This is a genomic window from Vibrio ulleungensis (genome assembly GCF_016900875.1).
GTDB lineage: Bacteria > Pseudomonadota > Gammaproteobacteria > Enterobacterales > Vibrionaceae > Vibrio > Vibrio ulleungensis.
In genome coordinates this window covers 514,030-537,778 of record NZ_JAFEUM010000002.1, presented here as the reverse complement: position 1 = coordinate 537,778, position 23,749 = coordinate 514,030, and the positions used below count along the sequence as shown (strand labels likewise).

Below are 23,749 nucleotides of genomic sequence, written 5' to 3'. Positions count from 1 at the left end.
TTGCAAATTTTGAGTAAGGTTTAATGGCTTTTGTATCTATGCAGCTTCCTGTATAATCCGCGCCAAAATTTAGAGGATTTCCTCTAAGCATAATAACTATCTGGAGTGATACATGACTCAACCGTACCCTGTCGTCACTGTTGACGGCCCAAGTGGTGCAGGCAAAGGCACTCTGTGCATGCTGTTGGCTAATAAACTAGGTTATCATCTGCTAGACTCTGGCGCGATTTATCGCGTTTTGGCTTTGGCAGCATTACATCATGGTGTGGATTTAGAATCCGAAGACGCTCTTGTACCAATTGCGACTCACTTAGATGTTCAATTTATCGCTGAAGGAGACTTAGTTAGAGTGATCCTTGAAGGCGAAAATGTCTCGGACGAATTACGTAAAGAAGAGACGGGTATGGCAGCGTCAAAAGTGGCTGCTTTGCCTCGAGTTCGCGAAGCCTTATTACGCCGTCAACGCGCCTTTAGCGCTGAGCCGGGCCTTGTTGCCGACGGCCGTGATATGGGCACAATAGTGTTCCCTAATGCTGAAGCAAAAATCTTTTTGGATGCTAGCGCTGAAGAGCGCGCTCAGCGACGCTATAATCAGTTGCATGCTAAGGGGTTAGAGGTTAATATTGACCACCTTTTGAGCGAGATCACAGAACGTGACTACCGCGACCGCAACCGAGCGGTGGCGCCATTACGTCCTGCGGATGACGCTTTAGTGCTTGATTCTACAGAGCTTTCTATTGAGGAAGTGGTAGGAAAAGCCTACAAATTTATCGAATCTAAGTTGTCTTAGCTATTACCTTGAAGAAAGGGGTTAAGGCATATAGGCCGCAGGTCCCAAGGATGATGACCGGCGATTTTATCAACCCCCACGAGCTAGGATGGCCGTGGAGACTTAAACTATGAAGATCAAATAATGACTGAATCTTTTGCTCAACTCTTTGAAGAGTTTCTATCTGAAACTGAATTCCAACAAGGTACTATCGTTAAAGGTACTGTTGTTGCTATCGAAAACGGCTTTGTACTTGTAGACGCTGGTCTTAAGTCAGAATCTGCTATTCCTGCTGAACAATTCAAGAACGCTGCAGGCGAACTTGAAGTTGAAGTTGGTTCAGAAGTAGATGTTGCTCTTGACGCTGTTGAAGATGGTTTCGGTGAGACTCAACTTTCTCGTGAGAAAGCGAAGCGTCACGAAGCTTGGATCGTACTTGAAAAAGCATACGAAGAAGCTGAAACTGTTGTTGGTATCATCAACGGTAAAGTTAAAGGTGGTTTCACTGTAGAACTTAACGGTATCCGTGCATTCCTACCTGGTTCTCTTGTTGACGTTCGCCCTATCCGTGACACTGCTCACCTAGAAAACAAAGAGCTAGAGTTCAAAGTTATCAAGCTAGACCAGAAGCGCAACAACGTTGTTGTTTCTCGTCGTGCTGTTATCGAATCTGAAAACAGTGTTGAGCGTGATGAGCTTCTTGAAACTCTACAAGAAGGCAGCGAAGTTAAAGGTATCGTTAAGAACCTTACTGACTACGGTGCGTTCGTTGACCTTGGCGGTGTAGACGGCCTACTTCACATCACTGATATGGCTTGGAAGCGTGTTAAGCACCCATCTGAGATCGTAAACGTTGGTGATGAGATCCAAGTTAAAGTTCTTAAGTTTGACCGTGAGCGTACTCGCGTTTCACTAGGTCTTAAGCAACTTGGCGAAGATCCATGGGTAGCAATCGCTAAGCGTTACCCAGAAGGTCACAAGCTTTCTGGCCGTGTTACTAACCTAACTGACTACGGTTGCTTCGTTGAAATCGAAGAAGGCGTTGAAGGTCTAGTACACGTTTCTGAAATGGATTGGACTAACAAGAACATCCACCCTTCTAAAGTTGTGAATGTTGGCGACGAAGTTGAAGTTATGGTTCTTGAGATTGACGAAGAACGTCGTCGTATTTCTCTAGGTCTTAAGCAATGTAAAGCTAACCCATGGCAATCATTCGCTGAAGCGCAAGCTAAAGGCGATCAAGTTACTGGTAAGATCAAGTCAATCACTGACTTCGGTATCTTCATCGGTCTTGAAGGTGGCATCGACGGTCTAGTACACCTATCTGACATCTCTTGGAACGTTGCAGGCGAAGAAGCCGTACGTGACTTCAAGAAAGGCGATGAAATCTCTGCAGTTGTACTTGCAGTAGATGCAGAGCGTGAGCGTATTTCTCTTGGCGTTAAGCAAATGGAAAACGACCCGTTCAACAGCTTCGTAGCTGATACTAAGAAAGGTACTCTAGTAAACGGTACTATCACTGCTGTTGACGCTAAAGGCGCAACTGTAGAGATCGCTGAAGGCGTTGAAGGTTACATCCGTGTATCTGAAATCGCTCGTGACCGTGTAGAAGACGCTTCTCTAATCCTAAGCGCTGGCGACAAAGTTGAAGCGAAGTTCACCGGTGTTGACCGTAAGAACCGCGTAATCAACCTGTCTATCAAAGCGAAAGACGAAGCTGAAGAGCAAGAAGCAATGGCTTCACTGAACAAGCAAGATGAAGCTTCGTTCGGTAACGCAATGGCTGACGCTTTCAAAGCTGCGAACAAAAGCTAAGATTGACTTAACTGTCTATTAGTAAAAAGGAGCCGAAAGGCTCCTTTTTTGTATTTAATGAACTCAATATCGTTAAATTGACTAGAAATTTGCACCTAACTCGCTGTGGCTGCTACACTTTCCTAAAATTCCCCTCAATATGACAATTTGATTTCTTATTAGACTAAAAGCTAGTAACTACTCTTTGACTAATTGGCGATCTTGGCGTATTAATTAAATAACTCTATATAAAAGAATAGTGTACGAGGAAACAATGACAAAATCTGAGCTAATAGAAAGACTATGCGCAAAACAAACGCATCTTTCAGCAAAAGAGATCGAGGACGCGGTCAAAGAAATTTTAGAGCATATGGCGACTACTCTGGAAGAGGGTGACCGTATCGAAGTTCGCGGCTTTGGCAGTTTCTCTCTGCATTTCCGCGAACCCCGTGTTGGGCGTAACCCGAAAACAGGTGAGAAAGTCACTCTAGAAGGGAAATACGTACCTCACTTTAAACCAGGCAAAGAGTTGCGTGAGCGAGTTAACGAAACTCTGTAACTACCAAAGCATACATAGACGTCAAATCGTCATTTAGGACGTTAACAAAGGCCAACATTATGTTGGCCTTTTTAATTGTTCACCACGTATTCGTTCGTTCAATGTGTTGATAAATGATGTCGTACTATGCGAATAAACGGCGTAAATACACTAATTTACAGCCATCTGACGCGAAAGGTAGCAATAGATTTGGTGTGCAGTGGTAAACTATTGCATAATGTTCAAAATAGCCTAGTAAAGGAATAACAGCGTGAAAATACTCAAAATAGTTTTAGTATTGATATTGTTTGTCATCGCCTTGGCATTGGGTGCCCAAAACCAAGAGATCGTAAACTTCAACTATTTGCTTGCTCAAGGCGAGTTTCATCTATCGACTCTATTAGGTCTAGTTTTTTTAGTTGCCTTTTTATTTGCATGGGCGATTTTTGGCTCGATGTTATTTACGCAAAAACTGGCCAACCGCAAGCTATCGCGTCAACTGAAAAAGCTTCAGGGTGATGGTACCGAGTTAACTAAGGCCAAAGGTTAGGTAAGAACTCCTTCATGTTAGAGCTTCTGTTTCTGCTACTGCCGATAGCTGCTGCCTACGGGTGGTATATGGGCTATCGTAGTGCCAGTCAAAAAAGGCAGGAGCATTCCAACCAAATTTCGCAGCAATATGTCCGCGGGCTTAACTTACTGTTGTCTGAGCAGTCCGACCAGGCGGTTGATCACTTTATCGAACTGTTGCAAGTCGATAAAGAAACCATCGACACCCACTTGGCACTCGGTAACTTGTTTCGCTCTCGCGGTGAAGTAGACCGAGCAATACGAATACACCAAAACCTGATTTCTCGTTCTGGGTTAACGTTAGAGCAAAAAAATATCGCTTTGCAACAGTTGGCGAAAGACTACATGGCGTCTGGCTTTCTAGACCGCGCAGAAAGAATTTTTGAACAGCTGGTTGAAGAGCCGGCACACCGAGAGCCAGCACTCACACAATTGGTGGCGATTTATCAGCAAACCCGTGAATGGTCAAAAGCCATTGATTACGCGCAGCAACTGCAAAAATACGGTAAGCGCAGTACCAAACGTTCCACATCTCGCTCAATTTCTCACTATTGGTGTGAGCTGGCTGTGATTGAACAGTCGGCAACCAATACACCAAAAGCCATTCAATTCTATAAAAAGGCCATTTCGGCTGATGCTAGATGTACCCGCGCAAATATAGAATTGGGCAAAATTTTCCTCAGTGACGAAAATTACAAACAAGCAATAACGCACTTTGAAAATGTCTTAGACCAAGACCCAGACTTTGTTTCTGAGGTCTTACCTAATCTCGCAGATTGTTACTACCATACAGATAATGAAGCGGGATTGGTTCGATTCCTTAAGCGCTGTACAGAACAAGGTGGCGGGGCATCGGTAGAGCTGATGTTGGCGCAAATCGTAGCGCAACATGAAGGTGCGGCAGAAGCGCAGTATTTATTAACGGGGCGGCTAATTAAGAATCCGACCATGAAAGGCTTTTATAGGCTTATCGATTACCATATTCAAGAGGCCGAAGAGGGCAGAGCAAAAGCAAGCTTGCAAACCATCCAAAAGTTGGTAGGCGAGCAGCTTAAAGTGAAACCACACTTTCGCTGTCGTCATTGCGGCTTTTCGACGCATGCCTCTCATTGGCATTGCCCTTCGTGTAAGAACTGGGGCACCATTAAACCGATTCGCGGGTTAGACGGCGAGTAACTCAAACCAAGAAGATTTAACCAGGAGAAACGATGATCGATCAAAAAGTAATTGTGGCATTAGATTATGAGAACCAGGCAGATGCATTGGCGTTTGTGGATAAGATCGATCCAAGTTGTTGCCGATTGAAAGTCGGTAAAGAGATGTTTACGTTATTTGGTCCAGAGTTTGTAAAGCAGTTGCACGCTCGAGGGTTCAGTGTTTTTCTAGATTTAAAGTTCCACGATATCCCTAATACTTGCTCAAAAGCGGTGCGAGCAGCCGCTGAGTTGGGCGTATGGATGGTCAACGTTCATGCTGTTGGCGGTGAAAAAATGATGACCGCTGCTCGTGAAATTATCGAGCCATATGGTAAAGATCGACCACTACTAATCGGTGTAACCGTGCTGACCAGTATGGAGCAATCAGATCTAGCCGGCACAGGCATTTCAGCGAGCCCTCAAGAGCAAGTGATGCGTTTAGCAAAATTGACACAACATTCAGGGCTGGACGGGGTGGTGTGCTCAGCTCAGGAGTCGTCACTGCTTAAAGCTGAACTCGGTCAAGACTTTGCACTGGTTACTCCAGGCATTCGACCAGCAGGCTCGGCAGCAGGTGACCAAAAGCGCATTATGACGCCGGTAGAAGCGATTAAGGCAGGCTCTGATTACCTAGTGATTGGTCGTCCAATTACCCAGGCAGCGTCGCCTGCGCAAGTGCTAGCGGATATCAATAGCAGCTTAGCTAACGGTTAACAATCAATTGGCCACATCTCTTTTCGATGTGGCCAATTTACATGAACATTATTCGCTTACTGGCGAACCGCTGTGAAACTTAAAATCGGTATCCTTTGTCGAAATAAGCTCAGCTTCGACCTTTCCAAAAAATACCACACGCTCCGTAATATCCTCTGGCGATATCTGTTGAGCTAAGCTCAAATAGTCCTGATAGTGCCGCGCTTCTGAACGAAGTAGTGATACATAAAACTGCTTAATATCTTCATCCATATGTGGTGCTAGAGCGGCAAAACGCTCGCAAGAACGTGCTTCGATGTAAGCTCCAATAATCAACTTGTCGACTAATGTTTGTGGTTCGTAAGTACGCACATGGGAAAGCATCCCTTTAGCGTAGCGACTCGCTGGGACATTGCTGTATGGAATATTTCTCTGCTCTAGGATCTCGAGCACTTGGTAGAAGTGATGAAGTTCTTCCTTAATCAACAATACCATCTTATCGATAAGGTCTTGGCTATAGGGTGAGTTGTTTTTCGCCACTATATTTTTACTTAGTGCATTTTTGCCTTTTAACGTAGTTAAGTCCCCAATGTACCGATAGGCAAAGTCTTCGTAGGGTGTAAACCAAGACAGTAAGTCGTTGCAACTGCTCTTATCTACAGCGTATTTTCTCAGCAGGTACATGGCAGACTGCCCTGCTTTAAGCTCACACAGTAGATGGTCATTGAGAATTATCGGTAGATTCTCAGGTTGTTTGGCTTTATCAATCCATGCGAGTGGTGTTTCGCAATGCAGAAAGTCATGAATGGGATCGAGGAGTGATTGATATGAGTTCATAGTGCACAGTGTCTACATTAAAAAGGTCTACATTAAAAAGGTATACATAAAAATAGGTCTATATAAAAAAAGCCGCGATTGCGGCCAGTTTTTGGGATAAGCAGTTTACCACTTCTTCTTTTCGCCGCCAAAAAGTGCGTCAATGTCGCTCTCTTTTTCACGGTCTTCAATTGCCTGCATTTGTTCAGCTTGTTTATCTTGCTGTCGCTTATCAAGCTCGGCCAGTAGCGCCTGCAATTTTTGGGAAGCGCCATTTGAGTATGCGTCATTTTTAGACGCGAGCGCATCGATACCTTTTTGTAGTAATTGCCGCGCAGTACCGGCTTGCCCGCGCATTAAAGATTCTTTAGCACGCTTGGTTAAGTTTTCTATGTGGATTCGCATTTGCATCGACTCGAGTCGAGCGTTCTCGTTTACGAAAGTTTGCGTGTCCATTCGGCCTTTATTGTGTTCGCTTTTCACAATATCGCGTAAACGCTTCACCAGCTTAAGCATAGATAAGGCTTGTTTATCGTTACTTGGAGATTTAAAGGTGGTGGACTCTTCATTTCCAGTTAGCTTATTGAGCTTTTCTATTTGCTGTTGAGTATTAGCAATACGTTGCTTTAATGCAGGGCTATTGTCGACTTCCGACATCGCCTTAAGTGCGTAGAGTATGCGATTGTTTAAAACGCTTAGCAGCTCCTTGCTGTACGGCAGGTGGTGTGCATTACCGATTAACTCTTCGGTCGCTTCAATGACGGCGTTTTGTTTAGCAAACTCCTGCTTTTTCAAGTTTTCTGCTTTAACGCGGTATTGGAGCATAATGTTGTATGCAATCACCAGTACCAGTAGCACCGCAACCAGAGCGATGATCAATCCCATATTCATAACAAAGCGCCGTTTATCCGTACAATGTGCTAATAGGGTAGAATAACTGATGTTAGGTTAAGGTAACAGTATAATTGCCTCAAAACGCGTTGATTTTGTTTGAAATGGAACAGGATTTTCTGACGATGTGACCCTATTCTAATTGTGAGTAGCTTTATTCCTCCGTTGCAAACCTTTTGAGTAAATTGACTGTCAATTCTTTGCGGATCAGTTTATAACTAAATTCATTAATAGGGACTCATTTAGAAATAAGGGACAGGGATGAAGTTACAGCAACTGAAGTATATTGTTGAAGTCGTCAACCACAATTTAAACGTCTCAGCCACGGCAGAAAGCCTATACACATCGCAACCCGGCATCAGCAAACAAGTTAGATTGTTAGAGGATGAGCTAGGGATACAAATCTTTGAACGTAGCGGCAAACATTTAACGCACGTAACCGATGCAGGTGACGAAATCATTCGTATTTCACGAGAGATTTTGGCTCGCGTAGAAAGCATAAAATCGGTTGCGGGGGAGCATACTAACCCAGACATGGGTACGCTCAATATCACCACTACCCATACTCAAGCGCGCTACGCTTTGCCTGACGTTATTAAAGGATTTACCAAACGTTACCCTAATGTAGGCCTCAATATGCATCAGGGTACGCCTAGTCAAATGTCCCAAGCAATTGCGAAGGGCACCGCCAATTTTGCCATTGCGACTGAGGCGTTACACCTGTACCAAGATGCAATCATGTTACCGTGTTACCATTGGAATCGTTCGATCGTTGTGCCAAAAGATCACCCACTAGCACAACTGGGCTCAGTTTCTATTGAAGATCTCGCACAGTATCAACTGGTCACCTACGTCTTTGGATTCACCGGGCGCTCTGAATTGGATGCTGCATTTAACAAAGCCAACTTAACACCTAAAATCGTCTTTACGGCAACCGATGCCGACGTCATTAAAACCTACGTTAGGATGGGAATTGGTGTAGGTGTGATTGCCAGTATGGCGATTGATGAGAACCTAGATCACGATCTCGTGGCTATCGATGCAAGCCATATCTTTGAAGCCAGTACGACGAGCATTGGCTTTCGTAGAGGCACCTTCTTACGCTCTTATATGTTCGATTTCGTCGAGAGGTTTGCTCCTCATTTGACTCGTCCTGTGGTTGAACAAGCTATTTCGTTAAAAAATAATGCTGAAATAGAAGCGATGTTTGAGGGAATAGACCTACCCGTTCGTTAATCGGCGCATCTTCTCCTACACCTTAGGTTTGCGCGAACACGTATAGCGATTACAATAGGCGCCACTCAATACACAGTGGCGCTTTTTTTTGAAACGATTTGCACCCCTCTCTCTTTGGTTACAACACTATCAGCTGTTATGGCGTACCTCGCCGTTTGTTGAATCCGCGCATTCTTTGCCTGGTTGGGCGACTCAATTCAGTGCGTTGTGGGCCGAATTACAGAAGTTAGACACTCTCCAGATCAGTGAATTTAAACGTAACGATGAGGCGCTGCTCGATTACCTTGGCTCAATTGACCCATCACTAGAAAACTACCACCAGTGGGTAGATGTTCAGTTGTTAGATACCGACAGAGTTCGGCCTATCGACGAGACAGTCTGTGTGGGTATGCCAGGGAATAAGCGCATCCAAATTGAGCGGTTAATCGCTCAGCTCCCCCCGGCACGCCAGCAAGAGTCGTGGGTGGAGTGGTGCGCGGGTAAAGGGTATCTTGGACGAGGGATCGCGTCGCTAACCGGTCAACGCGTGACTAGCTTAGAGTGGCAGCCTAGCCTGGTTAAGGCTGGGCAATCGTATTCTGATAGCCATAGTTTGGATATGCAGTTTTATCAGCAAGACGTCTTTGACAGCGATTCCACCGCATTACATGTTCACGGCCATAATCACTGTGTGGCCCTTCACGCTTGTGGGGATTTACACGTAGAGCTCATTCGCTTGGCCAGTCAACGATTGCCCAAAAGTGTGTCCATCGCACCATGCTGCTATCACTTAATTCGGGGTGATCATTACGTGCCTATGTCCAGTGTAGGTAAAGATTTGGACTTAACGCTGGATAAGTCGGCCCTACGTGTGCCATTGCAACAAACGGTAACCGGCGGTGCAAGGGTGAGCCGACACAGGCAGCAGGAAATGTCATTTAGATTAGGCTTTGATGAGCTACTAAGGGCAGAGCTTTCGTTTAACGAGCAAACTACCGTGCCAAGCATCAAGAAATCTTTGCTGGATGAAGGATTTCAATATTTTTGTAAATGGGCGGCGGATAAAAAAAGCGTCGAATTACCTCGTGATGTCGATTTTGAACACTACCTCGAGAAAGGAACACTGCGATTTTGGCATATGGAAAGGCTGTCGCTTGCACAACAACTATTTCAAAGACCGTTAGAAATGTGGTTAGCATTAGACAAGTGTTTGTATTTAGAAGAAATAGGGTACGAGGTGAAATTAACGGAGTTTTGCTCCCGTGAAGTGACGCCTAGAAACCTGCTTATTCAAGCGGAGTATCCACAATAAACACCGCTTAGCAAAAAGCCCGCTAAATGTTTAGCGGGCTTTGAAGCGTTCAGCACTGTGACGAAATATAGATTAACTGAATTTAGCGATTGCTTCTTCCGGCGCTAGGTATTCTAAGTTAAACCCTTCAGCCACTTCTTTACAGGTGACTTGTCCATGGATAACGTTTAGACCCAGCAGGAAGCCTTTGTCTTGCAATAGCGCTTCTTTGTAGCCAAGGTTTGCCAGTTTTATGATGTATGGCAAAGTTGCGTTGTTTAGTGCGAACGTCGAGGTGCGAGCGACGGCGCCTGGCATGTTAGCCACACAATAGTGCACAACGTCGTCTACGATGTAAGTTGGATCTGCGTGTGTTGTGGCGTGTGATGTAGCAAAACAACCACCTTGGTCTATCGCAACATCAACCACCGCTGCGCCAGGCTTCATCTTCGCAATGTGATCTTTTGTAACAAGTTTCGGAGCCGCTGCGCCAGGAATAAGCACCGCACCAATAACAAGGTCAGCTGAGGTTACGTGCTTTTCTATCGCGTCTGTGGTCGAGTAAACCACTTTAGCTCGTCCTTGGAACTCTTCATCTAAGCGACGAAGTGTGTCTAGGCTGCGATCGAGGATAGTGACGTCGGCACGCATGCCCACAGCCATACGAGCAGCGTTAGCACCCACGACACCGCCACCAATAACTACAACTTTAGCAGGTTCTACACCAGGTACACCACCTAATAGAAGTCCTTGACCAGCTTGAGATTTTTCTAAACATTGAGCACCAGCTTGAATAGACATTCGACCTGCAACCTCAGACATTGGTGCTAATAGTGGTAAGCGACCCATATTATCTGTTACAGTCTCATAGGCTATGCAGACGGCTTTGCTATTGATTAGTTCCTCAGTTTGTGGAAAATCTGGTGCAAGGTGCAAATAAGTGAATAGTATTTGCCCTTCACGCAGCATAGCTCGCTCAACAGCTTGAGGTTCTTTGACTTTAACGATCATCTCAGCTTTAGCGAATACGTCTGCAGCAGTTGGAAGAATGGATGCGCCAACAGCAATGTAGTCTTCGTCACTAAAACCAATGCCAACACCTGCGTTAGTTTCGACATAGACTTCATGCCCGTGAGTAATCACCTCACGTACGCTAGATGGCACCATACCGACACGGTACTCATGGTTCTTTATTTCCTTTGGGATACCAATGATCATCCTGACTCCTCCTAAAAAACTAGTTGTTGTAACTGCCTTGTGGTTGATAATGGCAGATTTAACGCTAGTATAATGGCCACAACATAAAATTAGATGCTAAAGATTATAAAGTTGTAGTATAAATGTTTGCAAGGAAGTAAAAAGGTGGAATAAAAAAATGGTAGATAACAATAATAAGCCGTCCAAGGAGCTGGACCGAATTGATCGCAATATCCTTAACGAATTGCAAAAAGACGGTCGAATCTCGAATGTTGAGTTGTCGAAGCGCGTAGGTTTATCACCTACACCTTGTTTGGAGCGTGTACGTCGTTTAGAGCGCCAAGGCTATATTTTAGGGTATACCGCTCAGCTCAATCCTCAATATTTGGATGCATCATTATTAGTATTTGTTGAGATCACTCTCAACCGAGGTGCACCTGATGTATTTGAACAGTTTAATAGTGCGGTTCAAAAGTTGGACGATATTCAAGAATGCCACCTTGTGTCAGGAGATTTCGATTACCTACTTAAAACACGTGTGTCAGATATGAGCGCCTATCGTAAACTTCTAGGGGATACTCTATTGCGTTTGCCTGGTGTGAACGATACTCGTACATACGTTGTGATGGAAGAAGTGAAACAGAGCAATCACTTAGTGATAAAAACGCGCTGATTCACGAGAAAGAAAACTCAACTCTCATCAGGATTGGGTTTTACTTTCAACAAGGTTACACTAAACAAATATGAGCGGCGCTTGCCGCTTTTTTTGGTCATTAGGAAGTAGAGTCGCTGTCCCTGCGGTGGTCTAGCGACACCAACAACGGTCTTTATGTTTACAAAGCGCGATAAAATCACAATCATCGAACACAGTGGTGTTACATCGGTTAAATCTCGTCTCTCTGGAGGCCAGCGTTTAATGGAAGGGGCTTTTATTCTCGGAATACTTGCCAGTATTCTATTATCTGTAGCTCTGTTTTCTTTTGACCCAGCCGATCCATCATGGTCTCAAACAGCGTGGCAAGGCACGATCAATAATGCCGGAGGTCAAATTGGCGCCTGGCTCGCAGATACCTTTTTCTTCCTATTTGGCGTACTCGCCTACACCATACCCGCGTTACTGTTGTTGTTGGTTTGGGTTTTTTTCCGCCGTCGTCACTCTAACGAACCAATCGATTTGATGATTTGGGGTACAAGAGCACTTGGGTTTACCTTAGTACTTCTAACAAGTTGCGCGATGGCAGACATCAATTTTGACGATATTTGGTACTTTTCATCTGGTGGCGTGATTGGTGATGTGATCACAGGCCTGATGATGCCAATGCTAAACAGTCTTGGTACCACCATTGCTATGTTGTTTGTTTGGGCTGCTGGAATGACTTTGTTTACGGGAATCTCATGGATATCTGTGGTCGAAGGGATTGGCAAGGGCGTCATAGTTGCCACAATTGGATCGCTAAACCTCGTTCGCGGTAAGAGTACACAGCAGTATGAAGCCTCTCTAGAAACCGAAGAGCCATCATTCACAGATATATCGAGCTCGGCAAGCAGCGATGATACTGCTGATGACACCCTAATTATTGATTCTCCACCAATCAAACCAAGCTCAGCGGCTAAATTTGAAGAAGACACGTCGTTTGCCACCAAAGCAGAGCCTCAAGAATACAATATTCACATACCTTCGGCCGCCACACCCTATCAGGCACTGGAGGTTGACGATGAGCCCGAATTTGACCGCACTGCAAATTTGCATGCAACCATCGATCAATTAGAAAATGATGCTGTGGCGCACCATGATATAGAGCCGGCAACCCAAGAGTTGGCGCCTGCCGCTACGGCTTCAGTGGCAGCGGCGGATCAAACACCGCCATGGGTTGATGATGCTGTAAGCGACAATGAAATCTCACTTGGCGCGATTGATGATATCGATGTTGAGGATTCACCATTTTCTATTGCAGACAAAGAGCCCGAGCGTGATCATGCGGGCCATATTCCACCGACAATCGATTTAGAACAGCTCGATACGATGGATGAGGAGGCGGATAACGACATCGCTTCCAATGCGTTGAATACAGCGCAACCAGAGCCTGAAATTAAGACAGAGCAACAGCAAAATGCAGACGCTTTAGGGGCATTAGTCAATGAAGCGCAGAAGAATATGGCCGGTCAGCAAAATCCGTTCTTAATGAAGAGAGAACAAGATTTACCTAAGCCAACGACGCCAATGCCTACTCTTGAACTTTTATATCACCCAGAGACACGAGATACTTTCATTGATAGAGAAGGGCTCGAAAACATTGCTCGATTGGTTGAATCTAAGCTAGCTGATTACAAGATCACCGCTAAGGTCGTCGACATCTTCCCTGGGCCCGTTATCACTCGTTTCGAACTCGATCTCGCTCCAGGGGTTAAGGTATCTCGTATATCGAGTCTTTCTATGGACTTGGCGCGCTCATTGTCTGCTTTGGCTGTGCGCGTGGTAGAAGTAATCCCCGGTAAGCCTTACGTTGGCTTAGAGCTTCCTAATGTGAAGCGCCAAACCGTCTTTTTCTCTGACGTTGTGGGCAGCGAACAATTTGTCAATGCCAAATCCCCAACCACGGTGGTGATGGGGCAAGATATTGCGGGTGAAGCGGTTATTGCCGATATCGCCAAAATGCCACACGTGCTCGTCGCAGGTACGACAGGCTCGGGTAAATCGGTTGGGGTCAACGTAATGATCCTTAGTATGCTTTACAAAGCGAAGCCCGAAGATCTTCGCTTTATTATGATCGACCCGAAAATGCTCGAGCTTTCAATTTATGAAGGCATTCCGCACCTGCTTTCTGAAGTGGTCACCGACATGAAAGACGCTGCCAATGCGCTGCGATGGTGTGTTGGTGAGATGGAACGCCGCTACAAACTGATGTCCGCATTAGGGGTTCGTAACGTTAAAGGCTTTAATGACAAACTCAAAATGGCCGCAGAAGCGGGCCATCCAATCCACGATCCCTTGTGGCAAGACGGTGACAGTATGGACGCAGAGCCGCCACTATTGGAGAAATTGCCTTACATAGTGGTAGTGGTGGATGAATTTGCTGACCTGATCATGGTTGTCGGTAAAAAAGTGGAAGAGCTCATTGCACGAATTGCGCAAAAGGCGCGTGCAGCGGGTATACATCTTATTTTAGCAACTCAACGTCCTTCGGTCGATGTGATTACTGGACTTATCAAAGCGAATATCCCAACCCGTGTCGCGTTTACTGTTTCGACGAAAACCGATTCAAGAACCATACTTGATCAAGGTGGTGCTGAGTCGCTATTGGGTATGGGTGATATGCTCTACTTACCGCCAGGCTCAAGCCACACCATTCGCGTACATGGTGCATTTGCCTCCGATGACGACGTGCATGCAGTCGTAAACGATTGGAAAGCGCGTGGAAAACCGAATTACATATCAGAAATAACCCACGGCGATCAGTCTCCAGAGTCACTATTGCCTGGAGAAAGCCCAGAAGGGGAAGAAGAGCTGGACGTGCTATTTGACCAAGTCGTGGTTCATGTGACCGAAACACGCAGAGGTTCAGTTTCTGGCGTACAACGTAAATTTAAGATTGGCTACAACCGCGCAGCGCGCATTGTTGAGCAATTAGAAGCACAAGGGATTGTGAGTGCCCCTGGCCACAACGGAAATCGTGAAGTTTTGGCCCCACCACCGATTAAAGATATTTAGGAGTCCCGATGTTAAAATTCTGCGCCCTGTTACTGGTGAGCTTTGGTGTTCTGGCTAACCCTCAGCAAGAGTTGGTAGAAAGAATAAACAAAACCGAGGGTTTTAGTGCTAATTTTTCACAACAAGTACTTAGCCCCGATAATGAAGTGCTTATGGAAGGCGAAGGTAAAGTTGAGATCTCTAAACCAAGCTTATTTCGCTGGACGCTGATGGCCCCTGATGAAGAAGTGATGGTCTCGGATGGTAAAGCACTGTGGTACTACAGCCCGTTTATTGAGCAAGTATCTATTTATGATGCTCAAACGGCCATTGAGCAGACCCCCTTTGTGCTGCTTACTCGCAACAAAAACAGTGACTGGGATAAGTATTCTATAACTCAGCAAGATAACCGTTTTGTATTAACACCGACCGCAATTGACAGCAACCAAGGCCAGTTTTATATCGACATTACGTCAAATGGCGTGGTTGAAGGTTTTAGTGTTGTCGAGCAAGACGGTCAGCGCAGCCACTTCGAATTCAGTCAATTTGCCAGCGCGGTTCCTAACAAAGATCGTTTTGTGTTTACAACACCAGACGGCGTTGAAGTGGACGATCAACGCTCTAACGTAGAGTAGCGGCAATGAGTAACCTCAGTTTGGACTTTTCTGGCGATGAAGATTTTCGCCCCCTAGCGGCAAGAATGCGTCCGCAAACTCTTGAGCAATATGTTGGCCAAGCTCACGTGGTGGGTGAAGGAAAGCCATTGCACCGTGCATTGCAGGCGGGCCAGATTCATTCAATGATACTTTGGGGTCCTCCCGGCACGGGTAAAACAACGCTTGCCGAAGTCGCTGCAAATTACGTCAACGCCGACGTTGAACGGGTCTCTGCAGTGACGTCTGGGGTAAAAGATATTCGTGCAGCTATTGAGCGAGCGCGAGAAAACAAACTCGCTGGAAGAAAGACCATCTTGTTTGTGGACGAGGTGCATCGCTTTAACAAAAGCCAGCAAGACGCATTTTTACCGCATATTGAAGATGGCACTGTTACCTTCATCGGTGCTACCACCGAAAACCCCTCGTTTGAGCTCAATAACGCATTGCTGTCTAGGGCCCGCGTCTACAAGCTAACCTCACTGAGTAATCAAGATATTGAGCACCTGATCAAACAAGCGGTTGAGGACAAAGAACGCGGCTTAGGTGAGCATGAGGCGCATTTTGACGATGGCGTCGTTGCGCGTTTAGCAGAATGGGTAAACGGCGATGGCCGCATGTCGCTCAACTATTTAGAGCTGCTGTATGACATGGCGCAAGAGACCGATGGTGTCAAACAGATCACACTGCCGCTGCTTGCCCAAGTGGCTGGCGAAAAAGTCTCTCGTTTTGATAACAAAGGCGATATTTGGTACGACTTAATTTCAGCGGTGCACAAATCGATTCGAGGATCGGATCCCGATGCTGCACTCTATTGGTCGGCGCGCATGATCAGTGCAGGCTGCGATCCGTTATATATTGCACGGCGATTACTGGCCATTGCTTCTGAGGACATCGGTAACGCCGATCCTAGAGCGATGCAGGTCGCGGTGAGTGCATGGGACTGCTTTACTCGAATAGGCCCCGCAGAAGGCGAGAGAGCGCTTGCACAAGCGGTTGTATACTTGGCGTGCGCGCCAAAGAGTAATGCGGTGTACACGGCATGGAAGCAAGCGTTATCGGATGCACGAAATCTGCCAGAGTTTGAAGTGCCACCTCACCTCAGAAATGCACCGACTAAATTGATGCAAGAGCTAGGTTATGGTGAAGGCTATCGTTATGCTCATGATGAGCCAGGCGCTTACGCAGCTGGCGAGAGCTATTTTCCACCTGAAATGGATACCACTCGCTACTATTTCCCTCAAAATCGAGGGCTTGAGACTAAAATCAGCGAAAAGCTCGACTATTTGCACTCTTTAAACCAAAATAGCCCGCAAAAGCGCTATAAAAAATAGCTTTTTTTGGCTATTGTTAACCGCTATATTTTAAGATTCAAATTTGGTCGTCTTGCGACTCGTCTGACGCCCAATTTTCTCCGTTACATTACGCACAGGAACAGTAATGCTAGATTCAAAATTACTTCGTACCGAACTGGACGAAACAGCAGCTAAATTGGCGCGTCGAGGCTTTGCCTTAGACGTCGATACCCTCCGTCAACTGGAAGAAAAACGTAAATCCATACAAGTTGATGTAGAAAACCTGCAGTCCACGCGTAATTCCATCTCCAAGCAGATTGGCCAAAAAATGGCGGCGGGTGATAAAGAAGGTGCAGAGGAGATTAAGCAGCAAATTGGTACGCTAGGAGCAGACCTTGATGCGAAGAAAGTCGAGCTTGCTGACGTTCAGTCTGAGCTTGAAGCAATTGCATTGAGCCTACCAAATCTTCCAGCAGACGAAGTGCCAGACGGCCGTAACGAAGACGACAATGTTGAAGTCGCTCGCTGGGGAACCCCAAAAGAGTACGACTTTGACGTTAAAGACCACGTTGACCTGGGTGAACTCGCGGGTGGTTTGGATTTTGCCAGCGCCACTAAAATCACCGGTGCGCGCTTTATCGTGATGAAAGGGCAGTTTGCTCGTCTTCACCGTGCAATTGCACAGTTCATGCTAAACCTGCATACCGATGAGCACGGTTACAGCGAAATGTACGTGCCATACCTGGTGAATGCAGATAGCCTATACGGCACAGGTCAACTGCCAAAATTTGGTGAAGATCTGTTCCACACAGAGCCACTAACAGAAAAAGTGAACGATGAAGAGCCTCGTAAACTCTCTTTGATCCCAACGGCTGAAGTGCCCGTGACCAATATGGTACGTGACACCATTACTGATGAAGCGGATCTACCGATTAAAATGACAGCTCATACGCCGTGTTTCCGTTCAGAAGCAGGCTCGTACGGCCGTGATACACGCGGTTTGATTCGTATGCACCAATTCGACAAAGTTGAACTGGTGCAAATCACTAAGCCAGAAGAGTCGATGAACGCACTGGAAGAGTTAACAGGCCACGCTGAGAAAGTGCTGCAACTGTTAGAGCTGCCTTATCGTAAGGTGGTCCTGTGTACTGGTGATATGGGCTTTGGCGCTCGTAAGACTTACGATTTGGAAGTCTGGGTTCCAGCACAGAAAACGTACCGTGAGATCTCTTCATGTTCAAACTGTGGTGATTTCCAAGCGCGCCGTATGCAAGCTCGTTTCCGTCGTAAGGGCGAAAAGAAACCTGAGCTAGTGCACACGCTAAACGGCTCTGGATTGGCTGTTGGACGTACTATGGTCGCGATTTTGGAAAACTTCCAACAAGCGGATGGTCGTGTAGCGATCCCTGCAGTGCTTCAGCCATACATGGGCGGATTGACGCACATCGGTTAATGTAGGCCTGTAAGGCGTTAAAGCATTTTGCAAAGTTTAGTACGGGACATTTTCCAGTTAGGAAGATGTCCCGTAATTTTATGGGGTAACTAACGCGCGTGGCCTTGCCACTTAAACAGATAAGATCCAAGTGCTAAGAACCCTATGGTCATAGCGCACAACACCGCTACATTAGGCCAAACGTCCATCAAGCTAGCACCATCCAACATTATGGCTCTTGCCCCTTCCAGCAGATGAGTGAGCGGGAATACCTTAGTGAGGGTTTGAATAAAATCTGGACTGCCTTCCAACGAAAACCACACACCCGATAACATCATCATTGGCCAAGACACTAAATTAAGCATTCCACCTATAAATTCTTCTGACTCAGAGCGGCATGCGATGAGCAGTGATAGTGAAATAATGGAAGCGGTGCCCAATATGGCTATCAGCAGTAAATCCAAATAGCTGCCTAACATATAGAAACCAAACATGAAGTTACAGGCGATAAAAATACCGCTGGTGATTGCCGTCACGATCAATAGGCGAGATATAACTTGGGCGGACAAAAACTCAAACGCTTTAAGCGGCGTTGCGTTGAGTCGCTTTAGCACAGAGTTTTTACGATAACGAACGATCACATACCCCACACCAAATAGGCATGAAAACATCATGTTCATGGCTAGTATTCCAGGGACAACCCAGTCTAAGTAGCGAATTTGTTTTCCGTCAATGACCCCTTTTTGATATTGGGTGTCTTCTCCTAGTAGTAGCTTCTCAACGATGTACCCATTGGCTGAGCTACTGTTAATCCAATACTGTTGTGACTGTCCTGAGACGACCAAATCCACTTTATGCTGGCTAAGCTTGAGCATCGCTTGTTGCTCGTCGTCGTAAGGAATGAATTCCAAATATTCTAAAGTTTGAAGAGGGTGTGAACTTGATTCGTTTAACACCCCAACTTTATAGAGCGTAGGGTTGTCATTGGAAAATACAAAGGCAAACCCCACCACCATCAATACAGGAAAGACCAAGTTCCAGCCTAAGGCAGAGCGATCACGGGTGAACTCATAGTTTCGGGCAATGAGAATGGCTAAAAATCGTTTAAACATGCTGAGTCTCTTCCTGTGAGTTAGGGCTATCTTTCTCCAGTGAATGGCCGGTGAGTTTTAAGAACAGATCATCGAGTGTGGCTGACTTAACTTGTAAACCTTCTAAACTGATCCCCTGTTTTATCAACGTCGACAATGTAGACTCAACATGATTGCTTTGGATATACCCACGCCCGTTACTGGCCCTAATGGCCTCTTTTGAGGCGGTAGTGCTGAAGTTTTCTTCCGGCAAGCTCACTAAAGCCCCGCTAAAGTGATGTTGTAGAAGCTGATTAGGCACGCCTTGTTCGATGATTTTCCCTCGGCTCATAACTGCAATTTCGTCACAGAGATATTCGGCTTCATCCATGTAGTGTGTGGTTAGGAGAATGCTTCTTCCAGATGCTTTGATATCATTAATCAGGTCCCAAAATAGCCGACGGCTATGGGGGTCGAGCCCTGTAGTGGGTTCATCCAGAAATAGCAGTTGAGGGTCATTGATTAATGCCAGTGCGAGCAATAAGCGCTGTTTTTGACCGCCGGACAGTTTTCGATGATCTTGGTTTAAAAACTCGCTGAGTTGACACTGCTCTATCAACGTCTCAATAGGAGTGGTATGCGGATAAAACGCAGAAAACAGAGTCAGTGTTTCTTTCACAGTAAGGAAGTCTTGCAGCGCGGTATGTTGAAACTGGATCCCCAGTTTCTCGTATACGGTTTTATTGATCGGCTGCTGCTGATACAAAATTTGCCCAGAGGTGGGGGCTACAATGCCTTCAAGCATCTCTATGGTGGTAGTTTTTCCTGCGCCATTGGGGCCGAGTAGACCGAAGCAACTGCCTGTTTTTACGCCAAAGCTAACGCCATCAACGGCTTTTAGCGTGCCAAAATGGCGCGCTAAATCGCGCGCCTCTAGGATGTATTCCATGTGTGATTCCTTTCACAGGGTCGTTATGACCCCTTGCATTAGCGAGGTAGTGTTAGTTGATCACGAAATGTTGTTTGTTGGAAACCGCTTTTTCAATAGCCTCTATCAGCAAGCGTAAATCGGACTCACTGCTGATGTAAGGTGGCATTATGTAGATGAGTTTTCCAAATGGGCGGACCCAAACGCCTTGTTTTACAAAAAACGCTTGTATGGATTCCATCGCGACTGGATGCGTAGCTTCAATCACTCCGATAGCACCTAACACTCTGATATCATGAACATACTCACACTCTAGCAGAGCTGGCATTTTCTGCTTAAGGAACTGCTCAATGTCGCGTACTTGCGACTGCCATTGTCCAGATTCGATGAGTTCAAGGCTTGCACACGCGACGGCGCACGCTAGGGGATTACCCATAAAAGTTGGACCGTGCATAAAGCATCCTGCCTCACCGCCACAAACGATATCGGCTACTTGCTTGCTGGTGAGCGTCGCGGAAAGCGTCATGTAACCACCGGTTAGCGCTTTACCGACACACAAAATATCGGGCTTTATATCAGCGTGTTCTACCGCAAACAGTTTACCGGTGCGACCAAAGCCAGTAGCTATTTCATCACAGATCAATAAGATCGAGTAGCGATCGCACAGGGCACGAACTTCTTTTAGATAATTTGGGTGATAAAAGCGCATCCCTCCAGCGCCTTGAACGATAGGCTCTAATATAATGGCTGCAATGTCTGAATTTCGCTCAGCCAGCAGTGCTTTTAGGGGGTCTATATCTGATGGATCCCACTCTCCGCCGAATACAGAAGAGGGAGAGTCGACAAACAAGTGTTCTGGCAAAAAACCTTTATACAGCGAGTGCATCGAGTTGTCTGGATCGGTCACTGACATCGCCGCGAACGTATCTCCGTGATAGCCATGACGAAGTGACACAAATTTCGAACGGCGCTCTCCTTTACTGTGCCAGTATTGCAGGGCCATTTTTAAACTGACTTCTACCGCGACAGATCCCGAGTCGGCGAGAAACACTTGTTCGAGGTTGTTGGGTGCCATTGCTAACAATTTTTTGCTTAGCTCAATGGCGGGTTGGTGCGTAAGACCACCAAACATAACGTGTGACATTTTATCCAGCTGATCTTTTGCGGCATGAGTAAGAGCAGGGTGGTTATAGCCGTGGATGGTTGACCACCACGATGACATGCCATCGACCAGCGTCGTTCCATCTTCTAAATGAAGATGTACACCCTTGGCGCTGACCACTGGATAGCAGGTCAGAGGAGATAAGGTAGAGGTGTAGGGATGCCAGATATGCTGGCGGTCAAACTCTAAATCCATGTAAAATTCCAAATTACAATCGGTGGACTTTTAACCACCTGTAAACTTTTTGTGTTCTATGAAAGTTGACAGTCTACCTACTCTCGGTAGACTAGCCAATATTAAAACGAAAATCATAAGAAAGGACGCATTGTGGAAGCGAATTTGGAACTCAAGCACGACTGGACATTGGAAGACGTAAATGCGCTTCTTGATCTCCCATTTATGGATTTGCTGTATCAGGCTCAAACTGTGCACCGCCAGTATCAGGAGCACAACTATGTGCAAGTGAGCACATTGCTGTCGATAAAAACCGGCGCATGCCCTGAAGATTGTAAGTATTGTCCGCAAAGTGCTCGTTACACCACCGATATCGATAAAGAGCGATTGATGGAAGTCGAGCGCGTTTTGGATGCTGCTCAAAAAGCCAAAGCGTCTGGCTCAACCCGTTTTTGTATGGGCGCGGCTTGGAAAAACCCCAAAGAAAGAGACATGCCGCTTCTTTCAGACATGATTAAAGGTGTAAAAGACCTTGGACTAGAAACCTGTATGACGCTAGGTATGCTCACACCTGAGCAAGCAGAGCGCTTGTCAGATGCGGGCCTTGATTATTACAACCACAATCTGGATACCTCTCCCGAGTTTTACGGCAACATCATAACGACTCGGACATACCAAGATCGCTTGGATACCCTGTCCCATGTGCGCGACGCGGGCATGAAAATTTGCTCTGGCGGTATCATAGGAATGGGCGAAGGAGTAAACGATCGCGCAGGACTGCTTATGGAGTTGGCGAACCTACCCGTCCACCCAGAAAGTGTCCCTATCAATATGTTGGTTAAGGTAAAGGGCACACCGCTAGAAAATGCCGAAGACGTTGAACCCTTTGATTTTATTAAACTGATCGCCTGTGCGCGAATCATGATGCCTCATTCTGCGGTTCGTTTGTCGGCTGGCCGCGAGAAAATGAACGAGCAAATGCAAGCGCTCTGCTTTATGGCAGGTGCTAACTCAGTATTCTATGGCTGCAAGCTATTAACTACTCCAAACCCAGATGAAGACAGCGATATGTTGCTGTTTAAAAAGCTGGGCATTAACAGTGTTGAAAAGGCTCAAAAACCCGATGAAGTCCAAGAGAGCGAGTTACTGGATCAGGTCGTAGAGCGCGTGGCGTCAAGGCCCACTAAGAACGATTTGTTCTACGATGCCAGCGTTTAACGAGCGAATTCAACAGGCACTTGATGCGCGTCACTCAAAGGGGCTGACACGCACTCTGACCCCGTGTGATGGAGGAAACTCCACCACGGTAAGCATTGCAGGACGTAACTTACTCAACTTCTCCAATAACGACTATTTGGGCTTAGCAAACGATCCGGAGCTTAAAAAGGCATTTCAGCAAGGGATAGACGTTTACGGTAACGGAAGCGCAGCTTCGCCGATGGTGTCTGGCTTCTCTAATGCGCATCGACTACTGGAAGATACGTTGTGCGATTGGTTAGGTTTTGATCGAGCGGTACTGCTTAGCTCGGGCTTTTCCGCTAATCAAGCGCTGCTATTTTCGTTAATGCACCAAGGCGACACGCTGATCCAAGACAAGCTTAATCACGCATCGTTGATGGAAGCAGGGCAGTTGTGTGACGCGACAATGGTGCGTTTTCGGCACAATGATGTAGCGCATCTAAGAGAGCGTATTAACGCAGCTAAGTCTGGTCCAGCGCTGGTTGTTACTGAAGGTGTGTTTAGCATGGATGGCGATCGGGCGCCTCTTGCTGAGTTGCAACAAGCGACAGACCAGCAGGCGTGGCTGGCGGTTGATGATGCACACGGTATTGGCGTGTTGGGCGAGACTGGTGGCGGCAGTTGTGAGCAAGCCAATGTGCGTCCCGATTTACTGATTGTGACCTTTGGTAAAGCGTTTGGTTTGTCTGGGGCTGCAATTATGTGTAACCACTCAGTGGGCGACTACCTTACGCAATTTGCCAAGCATCATGTTTATTCTACGGCCTTTCCTGCAGCGCAAGCCTTTGCATTAAATCATGCGGCCAAAATGATCCAGTCTCAGACATGGCGAAGGGAAAAACTTGCGGAGCATAGCGATAGAATTGGGCATAAATTGGGTCATTTAGCAGGCTATGTGGATACGTCCACACCCATTAAACCATTCATCATTGGGGATGCTGATCAAGCGGTCGCCGTGGCAAGTGCGATGCGACAGCATGGTATTGCATTGACGGCAATACGACCGCCTACTGTTCCACCTAATACTGCTAGGTTGCGTATCACTGTAACGGCGGCGCATAGCGATAAACAGGTTGAAACGTTGTGCCAAGCCCTCAATCAAGTTGTAGAGGAGTAACTGTGGTCAGTTGTATCGAAG

General features: G+C 46.3%; 21 protein-coding genes. 15 read left to right on the top strand and 6 right to left on the bottom strand.

The features are described 5' to 3' along the window. Positions 1–112 precede the first annotated feature (112 nt). The 6 genes from cmk to pyrF all read left to right on the top strand — a co-directional run bounded on the left by cmk (position 113) and on the right by pyrF (position 5,581). Complete coding sequence (gene cmk, locus JQC93_RS07315) at positions 113–790, top strand: (d)CMP kinase (protein ID WP_205157805.1); 678 nt, start codon at positions 113–115, stop codon at positions 788–790. A 123-nt stretch (positions 791–913) separates the two neighbouring features. Beyond that, positions 914–2,584: a 30S ribosomal protein S1 gene (rpsA, locus tag JQC93_RS07310; protein WP_205157804.1), complete on the top strand. Its 1,671-nt coding sequence runs from the start codon at positions 914–916 to the stop codon at positions 2,582–2,584. A 235-nt stretch (positions 2,585–2,819) separates the two neighbouring features. After that, a complete protein-coding gene (gene ihfB, locus JQC93_RS07305; RefSeq protein WP_328833539.1) occupies positions 2,820–3,122 on the top strand; it encodes an integration host factor subunit beta in 303 nt (100 codons plus the stop codon). Positions 3,123–3,372: 250 nt separating this feature from the next. After that, complete coding sequence (locus JQC93_RS07300) at positions 3,373–3,651, top strand: LapA family protein (protein WP_205157802.1); 279 nt, start codon at positions 3,373–3,375, stop codon at positions 3,649–3,651. Positions 3,652–3,665: 14 nt separating this feature from the next. Then, on the top strand, positions 3,666–4,847 hold the full coding sequence (gene lapB / locus JQC93_RS07295) for a lipopolysaccharide assembly protein LapB (protein ID WP_205157801.1): 1,182 nt from the start codon (positions 3,666–3,668) through the stop codon (positions 4,845–4,847). 32 nt (positions 4,848–4,879) lie between these two features. Beyond that, positions 4,880–5,581, top strand: coding sequence for an orotidine-5'-phosphate decarboxylase (gene pyrF, locus JQC93_RS07290; RefSeq protein WP_205157800.1), 702 nt, complete (start codon positions 4,880–4,882; stop codon positions 5,579–5,581). Between the two features lie 48 nt (positions 5,582–5,629). Here the strand turns inward: pyrF and miaE are convergent, their stop codons facing one another. Together miaE and JQC93_RS07280 are read right to left on the bottom strand one after the other, a co-directional pair. After that, on the bottom strand, positions 5,630–6,397 hold the full coding sequence (miaE, locus tag JQC93_RS07285; RefSeq protein WP_205157799.1) for a tRNA isopentenyl-2-thiomethyl-A-37 hydroxylase MiaE: 768 nt from the start codon (positions 6,395–6,397) through the stop codon (positions 5,630–5,632). A 105-nt stretch (positions 6,398–6,502) separates the two neighbouring features. Next, on the bottom strand, positions 6,503–7,267 hold the full coding sequence (locus tag JQC93_RS07280) for a DNA repair protein (protein WP_205157798.1): 765 nt from the start codon (positions 7,265–7,267) through the stop codon (positions 6,503–6,505). A 261-nt stretch (positions 7,268–7,528) separates the two neighbouring features. Here JQC93_RS07280 and cysB point away from each other — a divergent pair, with 261 nt between their 5' ends. Together cysB and JQC93_RS07270 are read left to right on the top strand one after the other, a co-directional pair. Further along, complete coding sequence (gene cysB / locus JQC93_RS07275; RefSeq protein WP_205157797.1) at positions 7,529–8,503, top strand: HTH-type transcriptional regulator CysB; 975 nt, start codon at positions 7,529–7,531, stop codon at positions 8,501–8,503. An 88-nt stretch (positions 8,504–8,591) separates the two neighbouring features. After that, positions 8,592–9,794: a methyltransferase gene (locus JQC93_RS07270; RefSeq protein WP_205157796.1), complete on the top strand. Its 1,203-nt coding sequence runs from the start codon at positions 8,592–8,594 to the stop codon at positions 9,792–9,794. 72 nt (positions 9,795–9,866) lie between these two features. Here the strand turns inward: JQC93_RS07270 and ald are convergent, their stop codons facing one another. After that, positions 9,867–10,991 carry an alanine dehydrogenase gene (gene ald / locus JQC93_RS07265; RefSeq protein ID WP_205157795.1) on the bottom strand — a complete coding sequence of 375 codons (1,125 nt, stop codon included), beginning with the start codon at positions 10,989–10,991 and terminating at the stop codon, positions 9,867–9,869. A gap of 157 nt (positions 10,992–11,148) precedes the next feature. On the opposite strand from ald, the gene lrp reads away from it, so the two are divergent. The 5 genes from lrp (at position 11,149) to serS (ending at position 18,059) form a co-directional block, all read left to right on the top strand. Beyond that, positions 11,149–11,643 (top strand): leucine-responsive transcriptional regulator Lrp, encoded by a 495-nt coding sequence (gene lrp / locus JQC93_RS07260; RefSeq protein WP_084887341.1) that lies wholly within the window; start codon positions 11,149–11,151, stop codon positions 11,641–11,643. A gap of 156 nt (positions 11,644–11,799) precedes the next feature. After that, positions 11,800–14,679, top strand: coding sequence for a DNA translocase FtsK 4TM domain-containing protein (locus tag JQC93_RS07255; RefSeq protein WP_205157794.1), 2,880 nt, complete (start codon positions 11,800–11,802; stop codon positions 14,677–14,679). Positions 14,680–14,687: 8 nt separating this feature from the next. Further along, on the top strand, positions 14,688–15,293 hold the full coding sequence (gene lolA / locus JQC93_RS07250; protein WP_205157793.1) for an outer membrane lipoprotein chaperone LolA: 606 nt from the start codon (positions 14,688–14,690) through the stop codon (positions 15,291–15,293). 5 nt (positions 15,294–15,298) lie between these two features. Next, the gene (locus JQC93_RS07245) at positions 15,299–16,645 is read left to right on the top strand and encodes a replication-associated recombination protein A (RefSeq protein WP_205157792.1); all 1,347 of its coding nucleotides are present in this window, start codon (positions 15,299–15,301) and stop codon (positions 16,643–16,645) included. A 106-nt stretch (positions 16,646–16,751) separates the two neighbouring features. Then, positions 16,752–18,059, top strand: coding sequence for a serine--tRNA ligase (serS, locus tag JQC93_RS07240; RefSeq protein WP_205157791.1), 1,308 nt, complete (start codon positions 16,752–16,754; stop codon positions 18,057–18,059). An 89-nt stretch (positions 18,060–18,148) separates the two neighbouring features. On the opposite strand, the gene JQC93_RS07235 is transcribed toward serS, so the two are convergent. Genes JQC93_RS07235 through bioA form a run of 3 tightly spaced genes read right to left on the bottom strand, consistent with a single transcriptional unit; the run spans position 18,149 to position 21,393 of the window. After that, positions 18,149–19,150, bottom strand: coding sequence for an ABC transporter permease (locus JQC93_RS07235; RefSeq protein ID WP_205157790.1), 1,002 nt, complete (start codon positions 19,148–19,150; stop codon positions 18,149–18,151). Then, positions 19,143–20,057 (bottom strand): ABC transporter ATP-binding protein, encoded by a 915-nt coding sequence (locus tag JQC93_RS07230; protein ID WP_205157789.1) that lies wholly within the window; start codon positions 20,055–20,057, stop codon positions 19,143–19,145. Before JQC93_RS07230 ends, JQC93_RS07235 begins: the two co-directional genes overlap by 8 nt. Before the next feature lie 52 nt (positions 20,058–20,109). Beyond that, a complete protein-coding gene (gene bioA / locus JQC93_RS07225; protein ID WP_205157788.1) occupies positions 20,110–21,393 on the bottom strand; it encodes an adenosylmethionine--8-amino-7-oxononanoate transaminase in 1,284 nt (427 codons plus the stop codon). A gap of 144 nt (positions 21,394–21,537) precedes the next feature. Here bioA and bioB point away from each other — a divergent pair, with 144 nt between their 5' ends. Both bioB and bioF read left to right on the top strand, forming a co-directional pair. After that, complete coding sequence (gene bioB, locus JQC93_RS07220; RefSeq protein WP_205158036.1) at positions 21,538–22,590, top strand: biotin synthase BioB; 1,053 nt, start codon at positions 21,538–21,540, stop codon at positions 22,588–22,590. Then, positions 22,577–23,728 (top strand): 8-amino-7-oxononanoate synthase, encoded by a 1,152-nt coding sequence (bioF, locus tag JQC93_RS07215; protein WP_205157787.1) that lies wholly within the window; start codon positions 22,577–22,579, stop codon positions 23,726–23,728. Before bioB ends, bioF begins: the two co-directional genes overlap by 14 nt. Positions 23,729–23,749 lie beyond the last annotated feature (21 nt).

Bases quoted from the DNA above. Each gene is read 5' to 3' on its own strand.
- cmk (WP_205157805.1), top strand. From the start codon at position 113: ATGACTCAACCGTACCCTGTCGTCACTGTTGACGGCCCAAGTGGTGCA.
- rpsA (WP_205157804.1), top strand. From the start codon at position 914: ATGACTGAATCTTTTGCTCAACTCTTTGAAGAGTTTCTATCTGAAACT.
- lapB (WP_205157801.1), top strand. From the start codon at position 3,666: ATGTTAGAGCTTCTGTTTCTGCTACTGCCGATAGCTGCTGCCTACGGG.
- pyrF (WP_205157800.1), top strand. From the start codon at position 4,880: ATGATCGATCAAAAAGTAATTGTGGCATTAGATTATGAGAACCAGGCA.
- miaE (WP_205157799.1), bottom strand. From the start codon at position 6,397: ATGAACTCATATCAATCACTCCTCGATCCCATTCATGACTTTCTGCAT.
- JQC93_RS07280 (WP_205157798.1), bottom strand. From the start codon at position 7,267: ATGAATATGGGATTGATCATCGCTCTGGTTGCGGTGCTACTGGTACTG.
- cysB (WP_205157797.1), top strand. From the start codon at position 7,529: ATGAAGTTACAGCAACTGAAGTATATTGTTGAAGTCGTCAACCACAAT.
- ald (WP_205157795.1), bottom strand. From the start codon at position 10,991: ATGATCATTGGTATCCCAAAGGAAATAAAGAACCATGAGTACCGTGTC.
- lrp (WP_084887341.1), top strand. From the start codon at position 11,149: ATGGTAGATAACAATAATAAGCCGTCCAAGGAGCTGGACCGAATTGAT.
- JQC93_RS07255 (WP_205157794.1), top strand. From the start codon at position 11,800: ATGTTTACAAAGCGCGATAAAATCACAATCATCGAACACAGTGGTGTT.
- lolA (WP_205157793.1), top strand. From the start codon at position 14,688: ATGTTAAAATTCTGCGCCCTGTTACTGGTGAGCTTTGGTGTTCTGGCT.
- JQC93_RS07245 (WP_205157792.1), top strand. From the start codon at position 15,299: ATGAGTAACCTCAGTTTGGACTTTTCTGGCGATGAAGATTTTCGCCCC.
- serS (WP_205157791.1), top strand. From the start codon at position 16,752: ATGCTAGATTCAAAATTACTTCGTACCGAACTGGACGAAACAGCAGCT.
- JQC93_RS07235 (WP_205157790.1), bottom strand. From the start codon at position 19,150: ATGTTTAAACGATTTTTAGCCATTCTCATTGCCCGAAACTATGAGTTC.
- JQC93_RS07230 (WP_205157789.1), bottom strand. From the start codon at position 20,057: ATGGAATACATCCTAGAGGCGCGCGATTTAGCGCGCCATTTTGGCACG.
- bioA (WP_205157788.1), bottom strand. From the start codon at position 21,393: ATGGATTTAGAGTTTGACCGCCAGCATATCTGGCATCCCTACACCTCT.
- bioF (WP_205157787.1), top strand. From the start codon at position 22,577: ATGCCAGCGTTTAACGAGCGAATTCAACAGGCACTTGATGCGCGTCAC.